The organism is Chromobacterium alticapitis (assembly GCF_002924365.1).
GTDB lineage: Bacteria > Pseudomonadota > Gammaproteobacteria > Burkholderiales > Chromobacteriaceae > Chromobacterium > Chromobacterium alticapitis.
The window spans coordinates 353,900-371,352 of the sequence record NZ_PQWB01000017.1 but is presented as its reverse complement, the minus strand read 5'-3'; the positions used below and the strand labels follow the sequence as shown (position 1 = coordinate 371,352).

The 17,453-nt window shown below is 64.9% G+C and carries 15 protein-coding genes; 9 read left to right on the top strand and 6 right to left on the bottom strand.

What is annotated here, in order from left to right:
- The first annotated feature begins 190 nt into the window (after positions 1–190).
- The 5 genes from C2I19_RS05620 (at position 191) to C2I19_RS05600 (ending at position 7,704) form a co-directional block, all read left to right on the top strand.
- On the top strand, positions 191–4,045 hold the full coding sequence (locus C2I19_RS05620) for a DUF3683 domain-containing protein (RefSeq protein ID WP_103901722.1): 3,855 nt from the start codon (positions 191–193) through the stop codon (positions 4,043–4,045).
- 99 nt (positions 4,046–4,144) lie between these two features.
- Positions 4,145–4,939 carry a MerR family transcriptional regulator gene (locus tag C2I19_RS05615; protein ID WP_103901721.1) on the top strand — a complete coding sequence of 265 codons (795 nt, stop codon included), beginning with the start codon at positions 4,145–4,147 and terminating at the stop codon, positions 4,937–4,939.
- Positions 4,940–5,021: 82 nt separating this feature from the next.
- The gene (dnaN, locus tag C2I19_RS05610; RefSeq protein ID WP_103901720.1) at positions 5,022–6,137 is read left to right on the top strand and encodes a DNA polymerase III subunit beta; all 1,116 of its coding nucleotides are present in this window, start codon (positions 5,022–5,024) and stop codon (positions 6,135–6,137) included.
- Positions 6,138–6,158: 21 nt separating this feature from the next.
- Positions 6,159–7,130 carry a D-2-hydroxyacid dehydrogenase family protein gene (locus C2I19_RS05605; RefSeq protein ID WP_103901719.1) on the top strand — a complete coding sequence of 324 codons (972 nt, stop codon included), beginning with the start codon at positions 6,159–6,161 and terminating at the stop codon, positions 7,128–7,130.
- Between the two features lie 49 nt (positions 7,131–7,179).
- Positions 7,180–7,704, top strand: coding sequence for a cysteine hydrolase family protein (locus C2I19_RS05600; protein WP_103901718.1), 525 nt, complete (start codon positions 7,180–7,182; stop codon positions 7,702–7,704).
- Positions 7,705–7,768: 64 nt separating this feature from the next.
- Here C2I19_RS05600 and C2I19_RS05595 read toward each other — a convergent pair whose 3' ends face one another.
- From C2I19_RS05595 to paeA, 3 genes are all read right to left on the bottom strand, one after another.
- The gene (locus tag C2I19_RS05595) at positions 7,769–9,388 is read right to left on the bottom strand and encodes a glycosyl hydrolase family 18 protein (RefSeq protein WP_103901717.1); all 1,620 of its coding nucleotides are present in this window, start codon (positions 9,386–9,388) and stop codon (positions 7,769–7,771) included.
- Positions 9,389–9,629: 241 nt separating this feature from the next.
- Complete coding sequence (locus tag C2I19_RS05590) at positions 9,630–9,872, bottom strand: acid-shock protein (RefSeq protein WP_103901771.1); 243 nt, start codon at positions 9,870–9,872, stop codon at positions 9,630–9,632.
- 132 nt (positions 9,873–10,004) lie between these two features.
- Complete coding sequence (gene paeA / locus C2I19_RS05585; protein WP_103901716.1) at positions 10,005–11,321, bottom strand: polyamine export protein PaeA; 1,317 nt, start codon at positions 11,319–11,321, stop codon at positions 10,005–10,007.
- 138 nt (positions 11,322–11,459) lie between these two features.
- Between paeA and C2I19_RS05580 the strand changes: the two genes are divergently transcribed.
- A complete protein-coding gene (locus C2I19_RS05580; protein ID WP_103901715.1) occupies positions 11,460–11,858 on the top strand; it encodes an HIT family protein in 399 nt (132 codons plus the stop codon).
- A 1-nt stretch (position 11,859) separates the two neighbouring features.
- Here the strand turns inward: C2I19_RS05580 and C2I19_RS05575 are convergent, their stop codons facing one another.
- On the bottom strand, positions 11,860–13,509 hold the full coding sequence (locus C2I19_RS05575; RefSeq protein WP_103901714.1) for a methyl-accepting chemotaxis protein: 1,650 nt from the start codon (positions 13,507–13,509) through the stop codon (positions 11,860–11,862).
- 179 nt (positions 13,510–13,688) lie between these two features.
- Between C2I19_RS05575 and C2I19_RS05570 the strand changes: the two genes are divergently transcribed.
- The gene (locus C2I19_RS05570; protein ID WP_103901713.1) at positions 13,689–14,528 is read left to right on the top strand and encodes a sulfurtransferase; all 840 of its coding nucleotides are present in this window, start codon (positions 13,689–13,691) and stop codon (positions 14,526–14,528) included.
- Positions 14,529–14,771: 243 nt separating this feature from the next.
- On the opposite strand, the gene C2I19_RS05565 is transcribed toward C2I19_RS05570, so the two are convergent.
- Both C2I19_RS05565 and C2I19_RS05560 read right to left on the bottom strand, forming a co-directional pair.
- The gene (locus tag C2I19_RS05565; protein WP_103901712.1) at positions 14,772–15,368 is read right to left on the bottom strand and encodes an RBBP9/YdeN family alpha/beta hydrolase; all 597 of its coding nucleotides are present in this window, start codon (positions 15,366–15,368) and stop codon (positions 14,772–14,774) included.
- The gene (locus C2I19_RS05560) at positions 15,368–16,144 is read right to left on the bottom strand and encodes an exodeoxyribonuclease III (protein WP_103901711.1); all 777 of its coding nucleotides are present in this window, start codon (positions 16,142–16,144) and stop codon (positions 15,368–15,370) included. Before C2I19_RS05560 ends, C2I19_RS05565 begins: the two co-directional genes overlap by 1 nt.
- A 75-nt stretch (positions 16,145–16,219) precedes the next feature.
- On the opposite strand from C2I19_RS05560, the gene pyrE reads away from it, so the two are divergent.
- On the top strand, positions 16,220–16,864 hold the full coding sequence (gene pyrE, locus C2I19_RS05555) for an orotate phosphoribosyltransferase (protein WP_103901710.1): 645 nt from the start codon (positions 16,220–16,222) through the stop codon (positions 16,862–16,864).
- Complete coding sequence (locus tag C2I19_RS05550; protein WP_103901709.1) at positions 16,864–17,451, top strand: DUF4124 domain-containing protein; 588 nt, start codon at positions 16,864–16,866, stop codon at positions 17,449–17,451. The genes pyrE and C2I19_RS05550 overlap by 1 nt, the downstream gene beginning before the upstream one ends.
- Positions 17,452–17,453 lie beyond the last annotated feature (2 nt).

The following is a 17,453-nucleotide window of genomic DNA, read 5'->3' as shown; positions in this document are numbered from 1 at the left end:
GCCGGCCGCTCTGCGCGAGGGCAGACATTGAATAAAATATTCAAAGCCGAGCCATATGAGCATAAGACATGGCTAGCGACAATCGCTTGATCTAAAGAGGAAAAATCCCTGCTCCGCTCATGTTTTTCGCATCGCAACAATTACGTTACACTGACAGACACTCCTCTAATAAAACCCAGCTTGCGGACAAATGACAGCCATCACCAGCGAACAGCGCCTGCGGGAGATCCCGTACAACTACACCTCGTACTCGGACCGAGAAATCGTGATCCGGCTGCTGGGCGAACCGATGTGGAAACTGCTGGACGAATTGCGCGGCGCGCGCAAGACCGGCCGCTCCGCGCGCATGCTGTTCGAGGTGCTGGGCGACATCTGGGTGGTGGACCGCAACCCGTACTTGGTGGACGACCTGCTGGACAATCCCAAGCGGCTGTCCGCGCTGGTGGAGGCGATGCGCCACCGCCTGACCGAGATCGAGAAGCGCCGCGACGGCAACGACAAGGTGCAGCTGATGATCGCCGCCGCGCGCGAAGCGGTGGACGAGTTCGAGCGCCAGTTCGAGCAAACCCGCGAGCTGCGCGCCCGGGTGCTGAAGAAGCTGACCCGGCTGACCCGACGCGATAACATCCTGTTCGACGGCCTGTCGCGTGTCGCCCATGTCACCGACGCCACCGACTGGCGCGTCGAATACCCGTTCGTGGTGCTGAGCCCGGACAGCGAAGCGGAAATGGCGCCGCTGGTGCGCGCCTGCATCGAGCTGGGCCTGACCATCATTCCGCGCGGCGGCGGCACCGGCTATACCGGCGGCGCGGTGCCGCTGGACCGCATGAGCGCGGTGATCAATACCGAAAAACTGGACCGCCACTTGGGCGTCGAGCACATCGAACTGCCCGGCCTCTCGGGCAAGCGCGCCACCATTTCCTGCGGCGCCGGCGTGGTCACCGCCCGCGTGTCCGAAGCGGCCTCCGCCGCCGGACTGGTGTTCGCGGTAGACCCGACCTCGGCCGAAGCCTCCTGTATCGGCGGCAATATCGCCATGAACGCCGGCGGCAAGAAGGCCGTGCTGTGGGGCACCACGCTGGACAATCTGGCCAGCTGGAAAATGGTGGACCCGGACGGCCGCTGGCAGCTGGTGGAGCGCATCGGCCACAACTACGGCAAAATCCACGATGTAGAAGAAGCGCGCTTCCGCGTCTCGCGCCTGGCCGACGATGGCCAGACCGTGGAAAGCAGCCGCGAGCTGATCATTCCCGGCAGCGCCTTCCGCAAGGTGGGCCTGGGCAAGGACGTCACCGACAAATTCCTGGCCGGCCTGCCCGGCGTGCAGAAGGAAGGCTGCGACGGCATCATCACCAGCGCGCGCTTCGTGCTGCACAAGATGCCCAAGCACACCCGCACCGTGTGTCTGGAGTTCTTCGGCACTGTGGCCGAGGCCACGCCGGCCATCGTCGAAATCACCGACCTGTTCAAGCCCGGCGGCGCCTGTCTGGCCGCCGGCGTGCAGCTGGCCGGCCTGGAGCACCTGGACTGGCGCTATGTGCGCGCGGTCGGCTACGCCACCAAGGCCAAGAGCAAGGGCCGGCCCAAGATGGTGCTGATCGCCGACATCGTCTCCGACGACGAGAACGCCGCCGCCGAGGCCGCCAGCCAGGTGGTGCGCATCGCCAACGCCCGCCACGGCGAGGGCTTCATCGCGGTGACGCCGGAAGCGCGCAAGACCTTCTGGCTGGACCGCAGCCGCACCGCCGCCATCGCCAAGCACACCAACGCCTTCAAGATCAACGAGGACGTGGTGATCCCGCTGCCGCGCCTCGGCGATTACAGCGACGGCATCGAACGCATCAACATCGAGCTGTCCATCGCCAACAAGATCGAACTGTTGGACACCCTGACCGAGTACTTCCACGGCCGGCTGCCGGTGGACAAGATGGACACCAACCTGCCGTCGGAAGAGCTGATCGGCGACCGGCGCGCCGCCGCGCTGTCGCTGTTGGCCGTCAACCGAGACCGCTGGCAATGGCTGCTGGACCACATGGACGCGCCGTTCCATGAATACGCCAGCCGCTGGCCCGACGCCCCGCTGGAAGACCGCGCCGCCCGGCCCGCCACCGTGTTCCACGCACTGCGCGACTTCGTCCTGCGCGTCAGCTGGAAGCGGGAAGTGCTGGCCGAGCTGGAGCAGATATTCTCCGGCAGCGCCGCCGCCGGCATCCGCGCCGCCATCCGCGAGCTGCAGCAGCATGTGCTGCGCGGCCGGGTATTCGTGGCGCTGCACATGCATGCCGGCGACGGCAACGTCCACACCAACCTGCCGGTCAACTCCGACAACTACCGCATGCTTCAGACCGCCCACCAGGCGGTGGTCCGCATCATGGCGCTGGCTCGTTCCTTGGGCGGCGTCATCTCCGGCGAGCACGGCATCGGCATCACCAAGCTGGAATTCCTCAGCGAGGACGAAATCGCCCCCTTCCGCGCCTACAAGCAGCAAGTGGACCCCAACGGCCACTTCAACCGCGGCAAGCTGCTGCCGGGCGCGGACCTGGCGCTGGCCTACACGCCGTCATTCTCCTTGCTCGGCGCGGAATCGCTGATCCTGGAGCAATCCGACATCGGCGACATCAACAACTCGATCAAGGACTGCCTGCGCTGCGGCAAGTGCAAGCCGGTGTGCTCCACCCATGTGCCGCGCGCCAACCTCTTGTACAGCCCGCGCAACAAGATACTCGGCGTCGGCCTGTTGACTGAGGCCTTCCTGTACGAGGAGCAGACCCGCCGCGGCGTGTCGCTAAAGCATTTCGAGGAATTGTCCGACGTGGCGGACCATTGCACGGTGTGCCACCGCTGCGTCAAGCCCTGTCCGGTCAAGATCGATTTTGGCGATGTATCGGTGGCCATGCGCAACTTCCTGCGCAAGGCCGGCAAGAAGAAGTTCAACCCCGGCACCGCGCTGGGCATGGCCTTCCTCACCGCCAAGGACCCGGCCACGGTAAAGACCATACGCGCCGGCCTGGTCGGCGTCGGCTACAAGGCGCAGCGCCTGGGCAACCAGGTCGGCAAGCGGCTGGGGCTGATCGGCGGCCAGAAGAAGCAGCCGCCGTCCACCGTCGGCCCGGCGCCGATCAAGGAACAGGTGATCCACTTCATCAACCGGCCGATGCCGGGCGGCCTGCCCAAGAAAACCGCCCGCGCGCTGCTGGACGTGGAAGATCCGCACGTGGTGCCGGTGATCCGCAACCCCAAGGCCGCGGAAGACGCCGAAGCGGTGTTCTATTTCCCCGGCTGCGGCTCGGAGCGGCTGTTCAGCCAGGTCGGCCTCGCCACCCAGGCCATGCTGTGGCATGTCGGCGCGCAGACGGTGCTGCCGCCGGGCTATCTATGCTGCGGCTATCCGCAAACCAGCGCCGGCTACCAGGACAAGGGCGACGCCATCACCACCGAGAACCGCGTGCTGTTCCACCGCGTGGCCAACACGCTAAACTACCTGGACATCAAGACCGTGGTGGTCAGCTGCGGCACCTGCTTCGACCAGCTGGCGCACTACCGCTTCGAGGACATCTTCCCCGGCTGCCGCGTCATCGACATCCACGAATACCTGATGGAAAAGGGCGTGAAGCTGGATGGCATAGCGGGCCAGCAGTATCTGTACCACGACCCCTGCCACACGCCGATGAAGACCCACCAGCCGCTAAAGGTGGTCAACGAACTGATGGGCGGCGGCGTGCCGCTGACTGACCGCTGCTGCGGCGAGGCCGGCACCTTCGCCGCCAGCCGGCCGGACATCGCCACCCAGGTGCGCGCGCGCAAGGAGGAGGAAATCCATAACAATCTGCAGGCGCTGACCGGCGGGCAGCCGCCGGCCAAGCCGGTGAAGATTCTGACCTCCTGTCCATCCTGCCTGCAGGGCCTGTCGCGCTACAACGATGACACCGGCACCGAGGCCGACTACATCGTGGTGGAAATCGCCCGCCACATCCTGGGCGAGAACTGGCTGCCGGAGTACGTGGCGCGCGCCCGCGATGGCGGCATCGAAAGAGTCTTGTTGTAAACACGTGACCGGCCTCTGCTTTGCGAGAGAGGCCGGGCTTGACCCTGCCCTTGCGGCAAGGTCCACACTGGCTTCATCCGCCACCCATTCCGTTTTCTCATGCTCACTATCGGACAACTGGCCCGCTGCCACGGTCTCAGCACCAAGACGCTGCGCCACTACGACAGCATAGGGCTGTTCAGCCCGGCGCTGACCGGCCGCGACAACGGCTACCGCTACTACCTGCCGGCGCAGGTGGCGGAGCTGGGCCGCATCGTCATGTTGCGCGAGCTGGGCCTGTCCTTGGACGACATCGCCCGGCTGCGCGGCGCCGACGACGAAACGCTGCGTCGCGCCCTGCGGGAGCACGCCGCGCGCTTGCAAGGGGAGATTGAAGAACGGCGGGAACGGATCGCGCGCATTCAACGCCATCTCACACCCAGCGAATGGCGCCAGACCATGATGCAAACGCCAGAAATCGTCACCCTGCCCGCCTTCCGCGTCGTCGGCCTCGCCTGGAGTCCCCAGGATGAAGGCGGCATCCCAGCCATGTGGCAACGCTTCCTCGAACGCGAGCATGAAATCGCCGACGCCCGACCCGGCAGCAGCTACGGCCTGTGCCAGCCGCTGCCGGACGGCGGCTGGCGCTATCTGGCCGCCCTGCAAACCGCGCCGGACGCGCCGGTGCCCGACGGCATGGCGGCGGTCGACGTGCCGGCCCAGCGCTACGCCCGCTTCCGCCACATCGGTCCGGTGAGCGGGCTGCCCGCCACCTTCCAGGCCATTCACGGCAGCTGGCTGCCGGCGGCCGGACTGGACGCCGCCGAGGGCATAGAGTTCGAATACATGGACGAACGCTTCCTCGCGCCTGACCACCCCGACTCGCTGACCGAGCTTTACATCCCGATCCGCTGATCCGGCGGCCTGCCCAGCCCTCGCTCCGCGCAGGCAGAAAGAACAAACGCATAGTCGAATGTGGTAAATTGTCGGATTATCCATGCCGGAGCCGGACATGCTGCTGCGCGCCGATCGCGACATCCTGCTCGCCCCGCTGGCCGCCGTCTGCGGCGTAGTGGAGCGCCGCCACACCCTGCCCATTTTGTCCCACGTTCTGCTGGAAGCCGATGGCCAGAGCCTGGCCATCACCGCCAGCGACCTGGAAATCCAGCTGGAAAGCCGCCGCGCCGTCCAGGCCAGCCAAACCTTCCGCTTATGCGTCCCGGCGCGCAAGCTGCTGGACATCCTGCGCGCGCTGCCGGCCGGTTGCGAGCTGCAACTGAAGCGCCAAAACAGCCAATTGCAGTTGCTGGCCGCCGGCAGCCGCTTCCAGCTGCAAACCTTGCCGGCGGAAGACTTCCCGCTGCTGACGCCGGATGGCGCCATCTCCGCGGTCCTCGCGCTCGACCCCGCCGAACTCAAGCGCAAGCTGGATCAGGTGCTGTACGCGATGGCCGGCGGCGACATCCGCCCCTATCTGAACGCCTTGCTGCTGCAGCTGGATGCAGAGGAGCTGAAGCTGATCGCCTCCGACGGCGTGCGCCTGGCCATCCAGCGCTATCCCCTGTCCGGCGGGCATCCAGAAAGCAAGCTGCTGCTGCCGCGCAAGGCAGCCCTGGCATTGAACAAGCTGCTGGACGAACTGAGCGCGCCGCTCCAGCTGAGCCTGGGCGAGAAACAGCTGCATTGCCAGCTGGGCGACACCCAGCTGCGCTGCAAGCTGGTGGACGCGCGCGCGCCGGACTACCTTCGCCTGCTGCCGGACAGCCACGATTGCGAGCTGCTGCTGCCCAGACTGGCCATGCTGGAAGCGGTGCAGCGCGTGTCCGTGCTGGCCCACGCCAAGTTCCGCCAGCTGGAGATGGAGATTCGCCCCGGCCGGCTGGCCTTGCGCTGCCAAAATGCCGAACAGGAGGAAGCGGAAGAGAAGCTGCCGCTGGATTGGCAAGGCGAACCGCTGCAAGCGAGCTTCAATCTCGGTTATCTGCAAGACGTGCTGCAGTCGCAAAAGGCGGAGCGGCTGCGCTTCTGCCTGGGCCAAGGCCAGCGCGGCATGCTGATCACCAATCCCGACGATCCGCATTTCCAATACTTGGCCATGCCCCTGCGCGGCTGACCTCCCATCGGAAAGAACGCCATGCCCGTCATCCAGCTATGGATCCCAGACGACTACCAGAACGTGGGGCCCAGCCTGGCCGAGCTGCACAGCCATCCCGGCTACGTCTGCCGCAGCCTGGGCGATCTGGCGCGCGCGCCCGGTGCAGACGCCGCGCTGGCCCAGGCCGAGGCGCTGCTGCTGATCCGCGAACGCACCGTGGTGGATGAGGCCCTGCTGGCCAAGATGCCGCGGCTGCGCCTGATCAGCCAGACCGGCAAGCTCGCGCGCAATATCGACGTGGCCGCCTGCAGCCGCGCCGGCGTCGCCGTAGTGGAGGGCAGCGGCTCGCCCCATGCCCCGGCGGAGCTGGCCTGGCTGCTGATCATGGCCGCGCGGCGCCGCCTGGCGGAGAACGTGGACAGCCTGCGCGCCGGCCAGTGGCAAGGACCTGTGGGCCGGGCGGTGCGCGGCGCCACCTTGGGCATCCTCGGCTTCGGCAAGATAGGCAAGCTGGTGGCCGGCTATGGCCGCGCCTTCGGCATGGAGATACTGGTCTGGGGCAGCGAGCGCGCCCGCGAGGAAGCTTTGGCGCTGGGCTACCGCGCGGCGGCAAGCCGCGAAGCCTTCTTCGCCGAGACCGACGTGCTGAGCCTGCATCAACGGCTGGTTCCCGCCACCGAGGGCAATGTGACGCCGGCCGACCTGGCGGCGATGAAGCCCGAGGCGCTGCTGATCAACATCAGCCGCGCGGAACTGATCGCGCCCGGCGCGCTGGAGGCGGCGCTGGACGCCGGCCGTCCCGGTTTCGCCGCGCTGGACGTGTTCGAACAAGAGCCCGTGTACGACGCGAACCACCCCTTGCTGCGCCGCGCCAATGTGTTGTGCACGCCGCACCTGGGTTATGCGGAAGAAGCCAGCTATCGCCAGTATCTGGAAATCGCCTATCGCAACGCCGTCCGTTTCTTCGAAGGCGACGCCAACCATGTGCTGAACCCGGAAGCCTTGATCTGAAGCGCCGCGCCCAGGCGCGCGCCACCACCCGCCTCACTGGAGAATAAACATGTCCGATACCGCCTTGCTGATCATCGACGTTCAAGTTGGGGTTGTGGAAGGAGAGCCGCGCGCCGCGCGGCTAGACAGCGTGCTGGACAACCTCAATCTCGCCATCGCCAAAGCCCGCCAGCGCGGCATGCCGGTGATCTTCGTCCAGCATGAGGAAGACGATCTGCCGCATGGCTCGCCCGCCTGGCAACTGCATCCCAAGCTGGCGCGCCAGGACGGCGACGCGCTCGTGTTCAAGCGCTACGGCGACAGCTTTTGCGACACCAACCTCGCCCAGTTGCTGTCCGAGCATGGCGTGAACAAATTATGGATAGGCGGCGCCGCCACCGATTTCTGCGTGGACAGCACCTTGCGCAATGCCGTGTCGCGTGGTTACCAAGTCACGGCGATAGCCGACGGCCACACCACGGTCAGCGCCTTCGCCCTCAGCGGCGAACAGGTGGTAGACCACTTCAACGCGTCCTGGAGCCACACCAGCGCCACGCCCCAGCCGCTGCGCGTGCTGCCCGCTGCGGCACTGTAATCCATCCGCAGGCTCTGGACGCGAAAACGGCGGGTTTCCCCGCCGTTATCTTGATACAAACAACTTACTGCTTCTTGGCCGCCTTGGCTTTTGCCGCGGCAGTAGCCGCCGCGCGGCGCTTGGCGGCGGTGGCCGCATCCTGCCGCACTTCGGCGCTGGTTTTCAACAAGGTGGCCTGCGCGTCGTCGCCATCCAGCGACCAGCTGAACACGCCGCCCAGTTGCTGCGAGCGCACGTAGTCAAGCTTGCCGCGTATGGTGGCCGGGTCGTCGTAGCTCCAGAACTCGTTGCCGTCGTAAGTCCACAGTTGCTTGGCCACCGGACTGGTGAATTGCTTGGCGCTGCGCGTCACCAACACGCGGTAGTCCTCGATGCCCTGCTCATAAGTGCCCTTGGACGGACCAGTGGCCACCTGGTACAGGCCATCGCCATTCGGTCCCGCCGCCACGCCGGCCCAGCCCCGGCCGTAGAACGGCAGACCCACGTTGATCTTGGCGCGCGGCACGCCGGCGCCCACCAGCGTCTGCACCGCGTCGTTGACGTTGTAGTAGACCTGATCGCCGGTCACCGGCGCGGCCGGGTCGCGATACAGATTGGACTGGAAGTTGGTCGGCCCCTTGGCATCCCAGCCGCCATGGAAGTCGTAGCTCATCACATTGATCCAGTCCAGATAGCCGCTGTACTTGGACGGCTCGGTATTGCGGATCTTGTCCACGCCGGAGCCTATGGCCGCGGTCAGGTAGTAGCGGCGCTGGTTGGCCGTGGACAAAGCGTTAAGCTGGTTGCGGAACTCCGCCATCAGCAGCGTGAAGTTCTGCTTGTCGTTCGGGTCCACGGTATTGGTCGGCAGGCCGCCGCCGCCCGGATATTCCCAGTCGATGTCGAAGCCGTCGAACACGCCCAGCGCCGCCGCCTGGCCGCCGGCGTCTTCGCCCTTGGGCAGGTTGCCCTTGATGTAGAGGTCTATGCAGGAGCTGACCAGCGCCTTGCGGCTAGCGTCGCTGGCGGCGAACTGGCCGAAATTCTTGGACCAGGTCCAGCCGCCCAGCGAAATCAATACCTTCAGTTGCGGATTGGCCAGCTTCAGCTTGCGCAGCTGGTTGAAGTTGCCGCGCAGCGGGTCGTTCCAGTTGTCGGCCTTGCCGTCCACCGATTCATTGGCGGCGAAGGAGCGTTGGTAATCTGCCCAGGCGTCGCCGCCGTCGCCGTTGCCGTTCTCGGCCTTGGTGACCATGCCGCACTGGCCGTTGGCATAGACATTGCCGAAGGCGTAATTCAGGAAGGTCAGCTGCTTGTCGCCGCCGGCTTTGACCAGATCGCTGACCTTGTAATTGCGCTGGTAAATGCCCCATTGGGTGAAGTAGGAGCCCACGTTGCGGCCCACGGTCGGCTTCGGCTCAGGCGGCACGCCGCTACCCGGCTGATTGGGATCGCTGGGCGTGCCCGGCGTGCACTCGCTGGCAGGACGCTCTTGCCAGGCGCCCCACTGATTGCTGCCCGGCTGTTCGCCCTGGGTCCACCAGCTGGCGCGCCAAGTCTTGCCATTGAAAGTGGCGTAATCGCCGGCATTGTAAACCTGGCTGCTGCTCCAGCCCGCGCAGCTGGGGGCGGCGTAAACGGCCTGGCTCAACGCGAAGGCCGCGCCGACTGCCAACAGCGCACGCGACAACGAGAATTGCGGCATGGTGCTTCTCCTCTGTATCGATGATGACGCGGCATGCGTGCCGCTTGATGCCCTGCAATCTCCAACATGAAATTTCATGTGGTATTACATTGGTATCAGAATCGAAATATCCGAGCTAGAATACAAGTGGAAAATTACCCACCTGTCATTTAGGTCAGTTTCAGTGGAGAGAAACCAGCAAAAAAGGAGGCTTTCGCCTCCTTTCCGTTGGATCGGGATAAACCCGGCCATCAGGCCCGGCTTACTTCATCGGGTGGTGCTTCTTGTGATGATGATGCTTTTTGTGATGGTGCTTCTTGGCGGCCTGGGCTTTTTGCGCGGCCGGCGCGGAGCTGGCCTTCTTGGCATGGTGCTTCTTGTGGTGGTGGTGCTTATGCATGGGCGCGGCGGCCTTGGCGGCCGGCGCGGAGGCATCGGCGGCGTAGGTGGCGACGGAGGCCAGGCCGAGGGTGGCGGCCAGCAGGAGGGCGGTCAGTTTCTTCATGGTCATTCTCCCGAATCCAAGTTGGGGATCGTTGTCTGGAGCGTCTTGGCGACGCGTCCTTGAATCCATCTTAGGCAGCCCCTCCCGCCCCGTCTGTGAGCCGCGTGTAAGCGGGTGTAACCATTCGTAATATCAGCGGGCGGACTCTGCCTCGGCCGCCGCGGGCGGAATCAGCGTCACCAGCAGCTGGTCTATCCGGTAGTTGTCGATGTCCACCACCTCGAACTTGTAGCCCTCGAACTCCACGCTGTCGGTGCGCTTGGGAATGCGCCGCAGCATGTACATCATGAAGCCGGCGATGGTTTCGTAGTTCTCGTCGTCGGGGAAGGAGTCGATGCCCAGCGCGCGCAGCACGTCTTCCACCGGCGTAGCGCCGTCCACCAGCCAGGAACGGTCGTCGCGGCGCACGATCTGCTCTTCCTGGAACTGGTTGACCAGGTCGCCCATCACCGTGCTCATCAGGTCGTTCAGCGTGATCACGCCCACCACCAGCGCGTATTCGTTCATCACCACCGCGAAGTCCTCGCGCGAGGCCTTGAACCGCTCCAGCAGTTCGGACAAAGTCAGCGAATCCGGAATGATCAGCACATTGCGTATCGTCAGCTCGCGCTTCATCGACAGGCTCTGCTGATTGATCAGCCGCATCAGGATGTCCTTGGAATCCACGTAGCCGATCACCGAGTCGATCACGCCGTCGCACACCAGGAACTTGGTATGCGGATGTTCGGCGATTTTCTGCTTGATGCTGCCTTCGTCCTCGTGCAGCGTGAAATAGACTATGCTTTCGCGCGCCGTCATCGACGAGGGCACGGTGCGGCTTTCCAGCTCGAACACGTTCTCGATCAAATGGTGCTCGCGCTGCTGCAGCACGCCGGCCTCGGCGCCGGCGTCCATCATCGCCAGCAGGTCGGCCGGAGTCAGGTCTTCCGGCCGCGCCGTCGGCACGCCCAGCATGCGGAAGAACACATTGGCCAAGCCGTTGAACAGCCACACCAGCGGCCGGAACAGGGTGACGCAAAACATCATGGGACGCACCACCAGGAGCGCGATGCGCTCAGGCGCCACCATGCCCAGCCGCTTGGGCATCAGGTCGGCGAACAGCACGAACAGCGCGGTGACCGAGACGAAAGACAGGATGAAGCTCAGATGCTCCACCCACTCCGCCGGCGTCAGCATGTGCAGCAGCGTGGCGAAGTAAGGCGTGAAGGCCGCCTCGCCCAGAATACCGGCCAGGATGGCCACGGCGTTGAGGCCGATCTGCACCACGGTGAAGAAGTGGCCGGGCTGGTCTTGCAGTTCCAGCACCCGCTCGGCATTGTGATTGCCCTCCTCGGCCAATTGCCGCAGCTTGATCTTGCGCGCGGCTGCGAGCGAAATTTCCGATACCGAGAAAAAAGCGCTGGCGGTGATCAGGACGGCAATGACGAAGAGGCTGTTGACGAAACTCACGATGATTCCCGGCTGGTTATGATTCTGGAACGCCCATCGGCGCTGAGGCCGACTCCATCAGTATAACAGACCGCCATGACTGCCCCGTTGAGCATAGCGGGGGTAGAATCAACAAACCAATAGAATAGGGAGCGAACCATGGATTGCGAATTGTGCCGCGAGCCGGCAGGCGAATTGCTGTACCAGGACGCGCGGCTGCGCGTCATCCTGGCGAACGAGCCTGGCTATCCCGGCTTTTGCCGCGTCATCTGGCAAGCCCACGCGGCCGAGATGACCGATCTCGCGCCCGAGGACCGCGCCCACCTGATGGACTGGGTCTACCGGACCGAATCCGCGCTGCGATCCGTGATGAAGCCGGCCAAGATCAATCTGGCCAGCCTGGGCAATATGGTGCCGCACCTGCACTGGCATGTGATTCCGCGCTTCGCCGACGATGCCCATTTCCCCAGCCCGATCTGGGCCGCGCCGCGGCGCGAAGGCGCCGATCACGGCCAGGCGGACCTGGCCGCGCGGCTGCGCGCCGCTCTCGCCGGCTGAATCAAGCGGTGCGGAAGCGGCTGATCGCCTGATCCAGCCCATGGGCCAGCTGCGACAGCTGCTGCGCCATGCCGGACGAGGCCTCGACGGACTGGCCGTTTTCCACCCCCATGCTGGCGATGCGCTCCACGCTGCGGGCCGCCTCGTTGCTGGCCGTGCCCTGTTCGCGCATGGCCGCCGCGATTTCGCTGGTCTTGTCCAGCAAGCCTGACGACAAGGCCTGAATCTGCTCCAGCCTGGCGCTGACTTGGCCGCTGAGCTTCACGCCGCTGCCCACTCGCGCCGCCGCCTCGCGCATGCTGGCCACCGCGGTGGCGGTATCCCCCTGCACTGCCTGGATCTTGGCGGAAATCTCGCCCGTCGCCTGAGCGGTGCGCTCCGCCAGCTTGCGCACCTCGTCCGCCACCACGGCGAAGCCGCGACCCGTTTCGCCGGCCCGCGCCGCCTCGATCGCCGCGTTCAGCGCCAATAGATTGGTCTGCTCGGCGATATCGTGGATCACTTCGACGATATTGCCGATTTCATCCGAGCGCTGGTTCAGGCTGTCGATGACGGTTTCCGACTCGCCTATCACCCGCGCGATCTCGTTCATCTCCCGCGCCGCCTCGCCCGCCACCTGGCTGCCGCCTACCGCTTCCTGCATGCTGCTCTTGGCTTCCCCAGCCATTTCCGCCGCATGCTCGGCCACCAGATTGATGCTGACCGTCATTTGCTCCACCGCCGCCGCGGTGGAGGAGGAGGCATCGGTCTGCTGGCGCGAGGCTTCGGCGATGCGCCGCGAAACGTCGGACAAAGACGCCGCGGTGTCATTGACTTGGGCGGAATCCTGCCGGGTCCGCTCGATGAAGCCGCGCAGATTGCCCAGCAGTTGCGACAGCGCGCGACCGGTTTCGCTGACTTCGTCGCGGCCGCTCTGCTCTATCGCCACAGTCAGATCGTTGTGTTCGGCCGCATGGCGCATCCGCTCCCGCATCGAACCCAGCGGCCTGGTGATGGAACGGGCGATCACCCAGGCCAGGCCCGCGCCGATGGCCAGCGCCAGCAGCAGCACGGTCATCAGCAGCTGGATGGTGCGGCGCATCGTCGCCATCATCGCATCCTCGGCGTCTTTCGCCGTGTTGTCGGCCAGTTCGGTCATTTTCTTCAGGGCATCGCGGGCGGCGTACAACTTGGGCTTGAACGGGATGATGCCGGCGTCGCCGATATTGGCCGCGGAAATCTGGCCTTTTTCGATCTTGCTGTACAAATCCGCCATGCCTTGGGCGTAGCCATCCAATCCGGCCAGCACGCTGTCGAACTCGGCCTGATGCTCGGCCGCCATCGCCATGCCTTTGGCCTGCGCGGTCTGCTCACGCAGCTTGGCGATATCCTTGTCCAGCCACTGTTTGTTGGTCTGTATGCTCTGGTCGGTATTCGCCGGATTGCCGATGCTGATGAAGATATTCTTCTCATCCTGCCGGATCTGCATCATCGTCCGCTGCATGCTGTCCAGCTGATGGCGGAAGGCGATCTTGTCGGCAAACAGCGTTTGCAGCTCATGCTGCACGCCATCCATCGCCCACCAGGCTCCGCCGCCCACCAGGAACAAGGCCAACAACAGGCTGCCGGCCAGCAGCAGGATGCGCTGGCCTATATTCAATGCACTTAACATATTCACTCATCCCCGTTACGAAGTCTGTTTTTGGTTTTCGATCCCGGATTGGCGCCGGCTAGATCGACAGCATACGCCGATAAGGTACTAATCAGAATGGTCAATGTTAACGTTTTAGTACAATTGCCAGCGCGTGCAGACAACCGTTAAGCTGTCGGTTTCCACCTCGCTCTTTCGCCATGTACACCACGCTGATTTCCGCGGCGCAACTTGCCCAGCAGGACCGCGCCCACTGCATCGTGCTGGACTGCCGCTTCCAGCTGGACAACGCCGATTACGGCCACGCCGCCTATGAGCAGGGCCACATCCCCGACGCGCGCTACCTGCATCTGGACTATCACCTGTCAGGCAGCAAGAACGGCCGCAACGGCCGCCACCCGTTGCCGGATGGCCAAAGGCTGGCGGTGGACCTGGGCGCGATAGGCGTGGATGCGGACATGCAGGTCGTAGCCTACGACGACGGCAGCGGCCAATACGCGGCGCGCGCCTGGTGGCTGCTGCGCTGGCTGGGCCACGAAAAAGTGGCCGTGCTGGATGGCGGCCTCGCCGCCTGGAAAGCCGCCGGCCTGCCGCTGGACCAGGCTGCGCCAGCGCGCAACTCGCGCCGCTTCGCCATCCGCGCCGCCCTGCAGCAAACCGTGGACGCCGACGCCGTGCAGGCCAATCTGGAGCAGCAATCCTTCACCGTGGTGGACGCGCGCAGCGCGGACCGCTTCCGCGGCGTAGGCGAAACCATAGATCCGGTGGGCGGCCACATCCCGGGCGCGGCCAACCGTTTCTTCATGAACAACCTGACGGCCGAGCAGCATTACAAGCCCGCCGCGCAACTGCGCGCGGAATGGGAAGCGCTGCTGGGCGAGGGCTTCGATCCGGCCGCCATCGTTCATCAATGCGGCTCCGGCGTCACCGCCTGCCAAAACCTGCTGGCGATGGAAATCGCCGGCTTCCACGGCAGCCGCCTCTATCCGGGCTCCTGGAGCGAATGGTGCAGCGACCCGGCGCGGCCGGTGGAGCGCTGAGGCGCCCTCCTCTCTCACAAGCCTGGTAGCGCGGATTGGCCCGCGGCCATACCCGCGAACGATGTGATCCCATCGAGATGCGTGAACGCGGTTGCGTGCGCGGGACCCAGGCCATTGCCGCGAGCGAAGCTGCCGGAATCGCGGATATGGCCTTGCGGCCAACCCGCGCTACGAACAGGCGGCGAACGGATGCGGGCGGGTTCGCAGCCTCCCCTCTCCCCTCGGGGGAGAGGGGGCCAGGCCTCACCCCAGGATCAAGCGCTGCAGCAGGCTCTGACCGGCCGGCCAGCTCCCCAGGCCGGCATGGCTGCCCATATGGCCGCAGTTGCCGGCGTCGAACCCATCCGCCCCCCAACCGTCCGCCATGCGCGCAGCCTCCGCGAAATCGCAGAACGGGTCGTCATGGCTGGCCGCGACGATGGCCGGAACCGGCAAGCGCCGCGTATCCGCCGCCTCGAAACCGGCGAAATCCGGCAAGGCCGCCCCGTCCGGCAGCTCGCCGCTGGCCCGCGCAGTAGCCGGCAGAATCGGCAAGGCCGGCGGCGCCACCAATAACGCCCCCTTGACCCGGCGCTGATCCGCCAGCGAGGCCTGCAACAGCCAGGCAACCGTCGCATGGCAGCCCAGACTATGCGCGGCGATGACCAGTTGGCCGGGGATGTCCGCCACGGCAGCCGCCAACCCCGCCACCCAGGCGTCGCGGCTCGGATACAGCCAGCTCTGCTGGACGACTCGACGCGCCAGCGGATAAGTCAGCTCCCAACGGCTTTGCCAATGCGCCGGGCCGGAATCGCCCCAGCCAGGAACCGTCAGCAGCGTCACGTCATCGTCGTCCCACATCACAGCTCCCGGCGATAATCGACGATCAGCGGCGCGTGATCGGAAAATTTCTCGTCCTTGTAGACGCTGGAAGATTCGGCCAACTCCATCAGCGACGGCGTGACGATGTGGTAATCGATGCGCCAGCCCACGTCCTTGGCGTAAGCCTGGCCGCGGTTGCTCCACCAGGTATAGCCTGGCGCGTCCGGGTACAGCTGACGCCAGGCGTCGCGCCAGCCCACACGGCCCAGCAGGTCCGTCATCCAGGCGCGCTCCTCCGGCAGGAAGCCGGAATTCTTCAGATTGCCCTTCCAGTTTTTCAGGTCGATCTCATTGTGGGCGATGTTCCAGTCGCCGCAGATCACGATGTCGCGGCCGGCCGCCTTCAGCTTCTCCAGATGCGGCATGAACACATCGAGAAAATCGAACTTCACCTGCTGCCGTTCATCGCTGCTGGAGCCGGACGGCAGGTACAGCGAGATGACGGACAGATTGCCGAAATCCAGCTGCAGGAAACGGCCTTCGGCATCGATCCAGTCCACGCCCAGCCCCTCCACCACCGCGTCCGGCTGGTGGCGGGTGTAGACGCCGACGCCGCTATAGCCCTTTTTCTCGGCATAGTGGAAATAGCCGGTCAGGCCATCCGGCGCGCGCATGCGCTCGGACAGATCGCCGGCCTGCGCCTTCAATTCCTGCACGCAGACGAAGTCGGCGTTGATGGTGGCCAGCCAGTCGAAAAAGCCTTTTTTGTCCGCCGAGCGGATGCCGTTCAGGTTGGCGGAAACGATTCGAAGCAAGGGTGTCTCCCGTGGTATGCTTGCGGCAATTTAATCAGCCGTTCAAACAGTTAACGATTTCATCAAGGAGTGAAGATGAGCGATTTCCGTCAAGAGTTTATTCGTTTTGCGCTCGACAAGCAGGTTTTGAAGTTTGGCGAGTTCATCACCAAGGCGGGACGCCAATCGCCGTACTTCTTCAACACCGGCCTGTTCAACGACGGCGAGTCCACGCTGAAGCTGTCGCGCTTCTACGCCCAGTCCATCCAGCGGAGCGGCGTCGAGTTCGACATGCTGTTCGGCCCCGCCTACAAGGGCATCATCCTGGCCGCCGCCGCCGGCATGGCGCTGGCCGAGCAAGGCCGCAACGTGCCCTTCGCCTACAATCGCAAGGAAGCCAAAGACCACGGCGAAGGCGGCACCCTGGTCGGCGCGCCGCTCAAGGGCAAGGTGCTGATCATAGACGACGTGATCTCGGCCGGTACTTCGGTGCGCGAATCCGTGGAAATGATACGCGCCGCCGGCGCCGAGCCTGCCGGCGTGGCCATCGCGCTGGACCGCATGGAGCGCGGCCAGGGCGAACTGTCCGCGGTGCAGGAAGTGGCCAAGCAGCACGGCCTGCCGGTGGTGGCCATCGCCACGCTGAAAGACCTGCTGGGCTATCTGGAAAACCATCCGGAAATGGCAGCCCACCTCGACGCGGTGCGCGCCTACCGCGCCCAATACGGAGTCGATTACTGATGAAGCGCCTCGCCGGGCCTCTTCTGCTGCTGTGCTCACTGGCCCATGCCGATGTGTACAAATGGCTGGATGAGACCGGCAAGACGCATTACAGCGACGCCCCGCCGCTGCAGAACCAGAGCCGCGGCGTGGCCGAACTCAGCCGGCAGGGCACCGTGAGAAAACCGGCCGAGAGCGAGGCGCAACGGCAAAGCCGCGAAGCTTCTGCCGCCGCCGCGCGGCAGCTGCAACAAAAACAGCAGGAAGCCGCCCGCCACGACCAGGCGCTGGTCCAGAGCTACTCCACCTTGGCCGATCTGCAAGCCGACCGCGCCAAGCAGCTCGCCGTGCTGCAATCGGCCTACCACGCCCAGGAACTGCGCGCCCAGGGCCTGGCCATCCAGCAGCGCGATCTGCAAAAAGACCTGGCGCTCAGCCAGAAGCTGCGCCAGACGCCGCCCGCCAACACCCTGCACAACCAGCAGGTGCTGCAGCGCGAACAAAAGGATCTGCAAACCCAAATGGCGGCCAAACATGCCGAGATCGAAGCTTTTAAGCTAAAAATGCAACAAGATCTGCAGCGCTACCGCCAGTTGCGCGGCCAATAGCG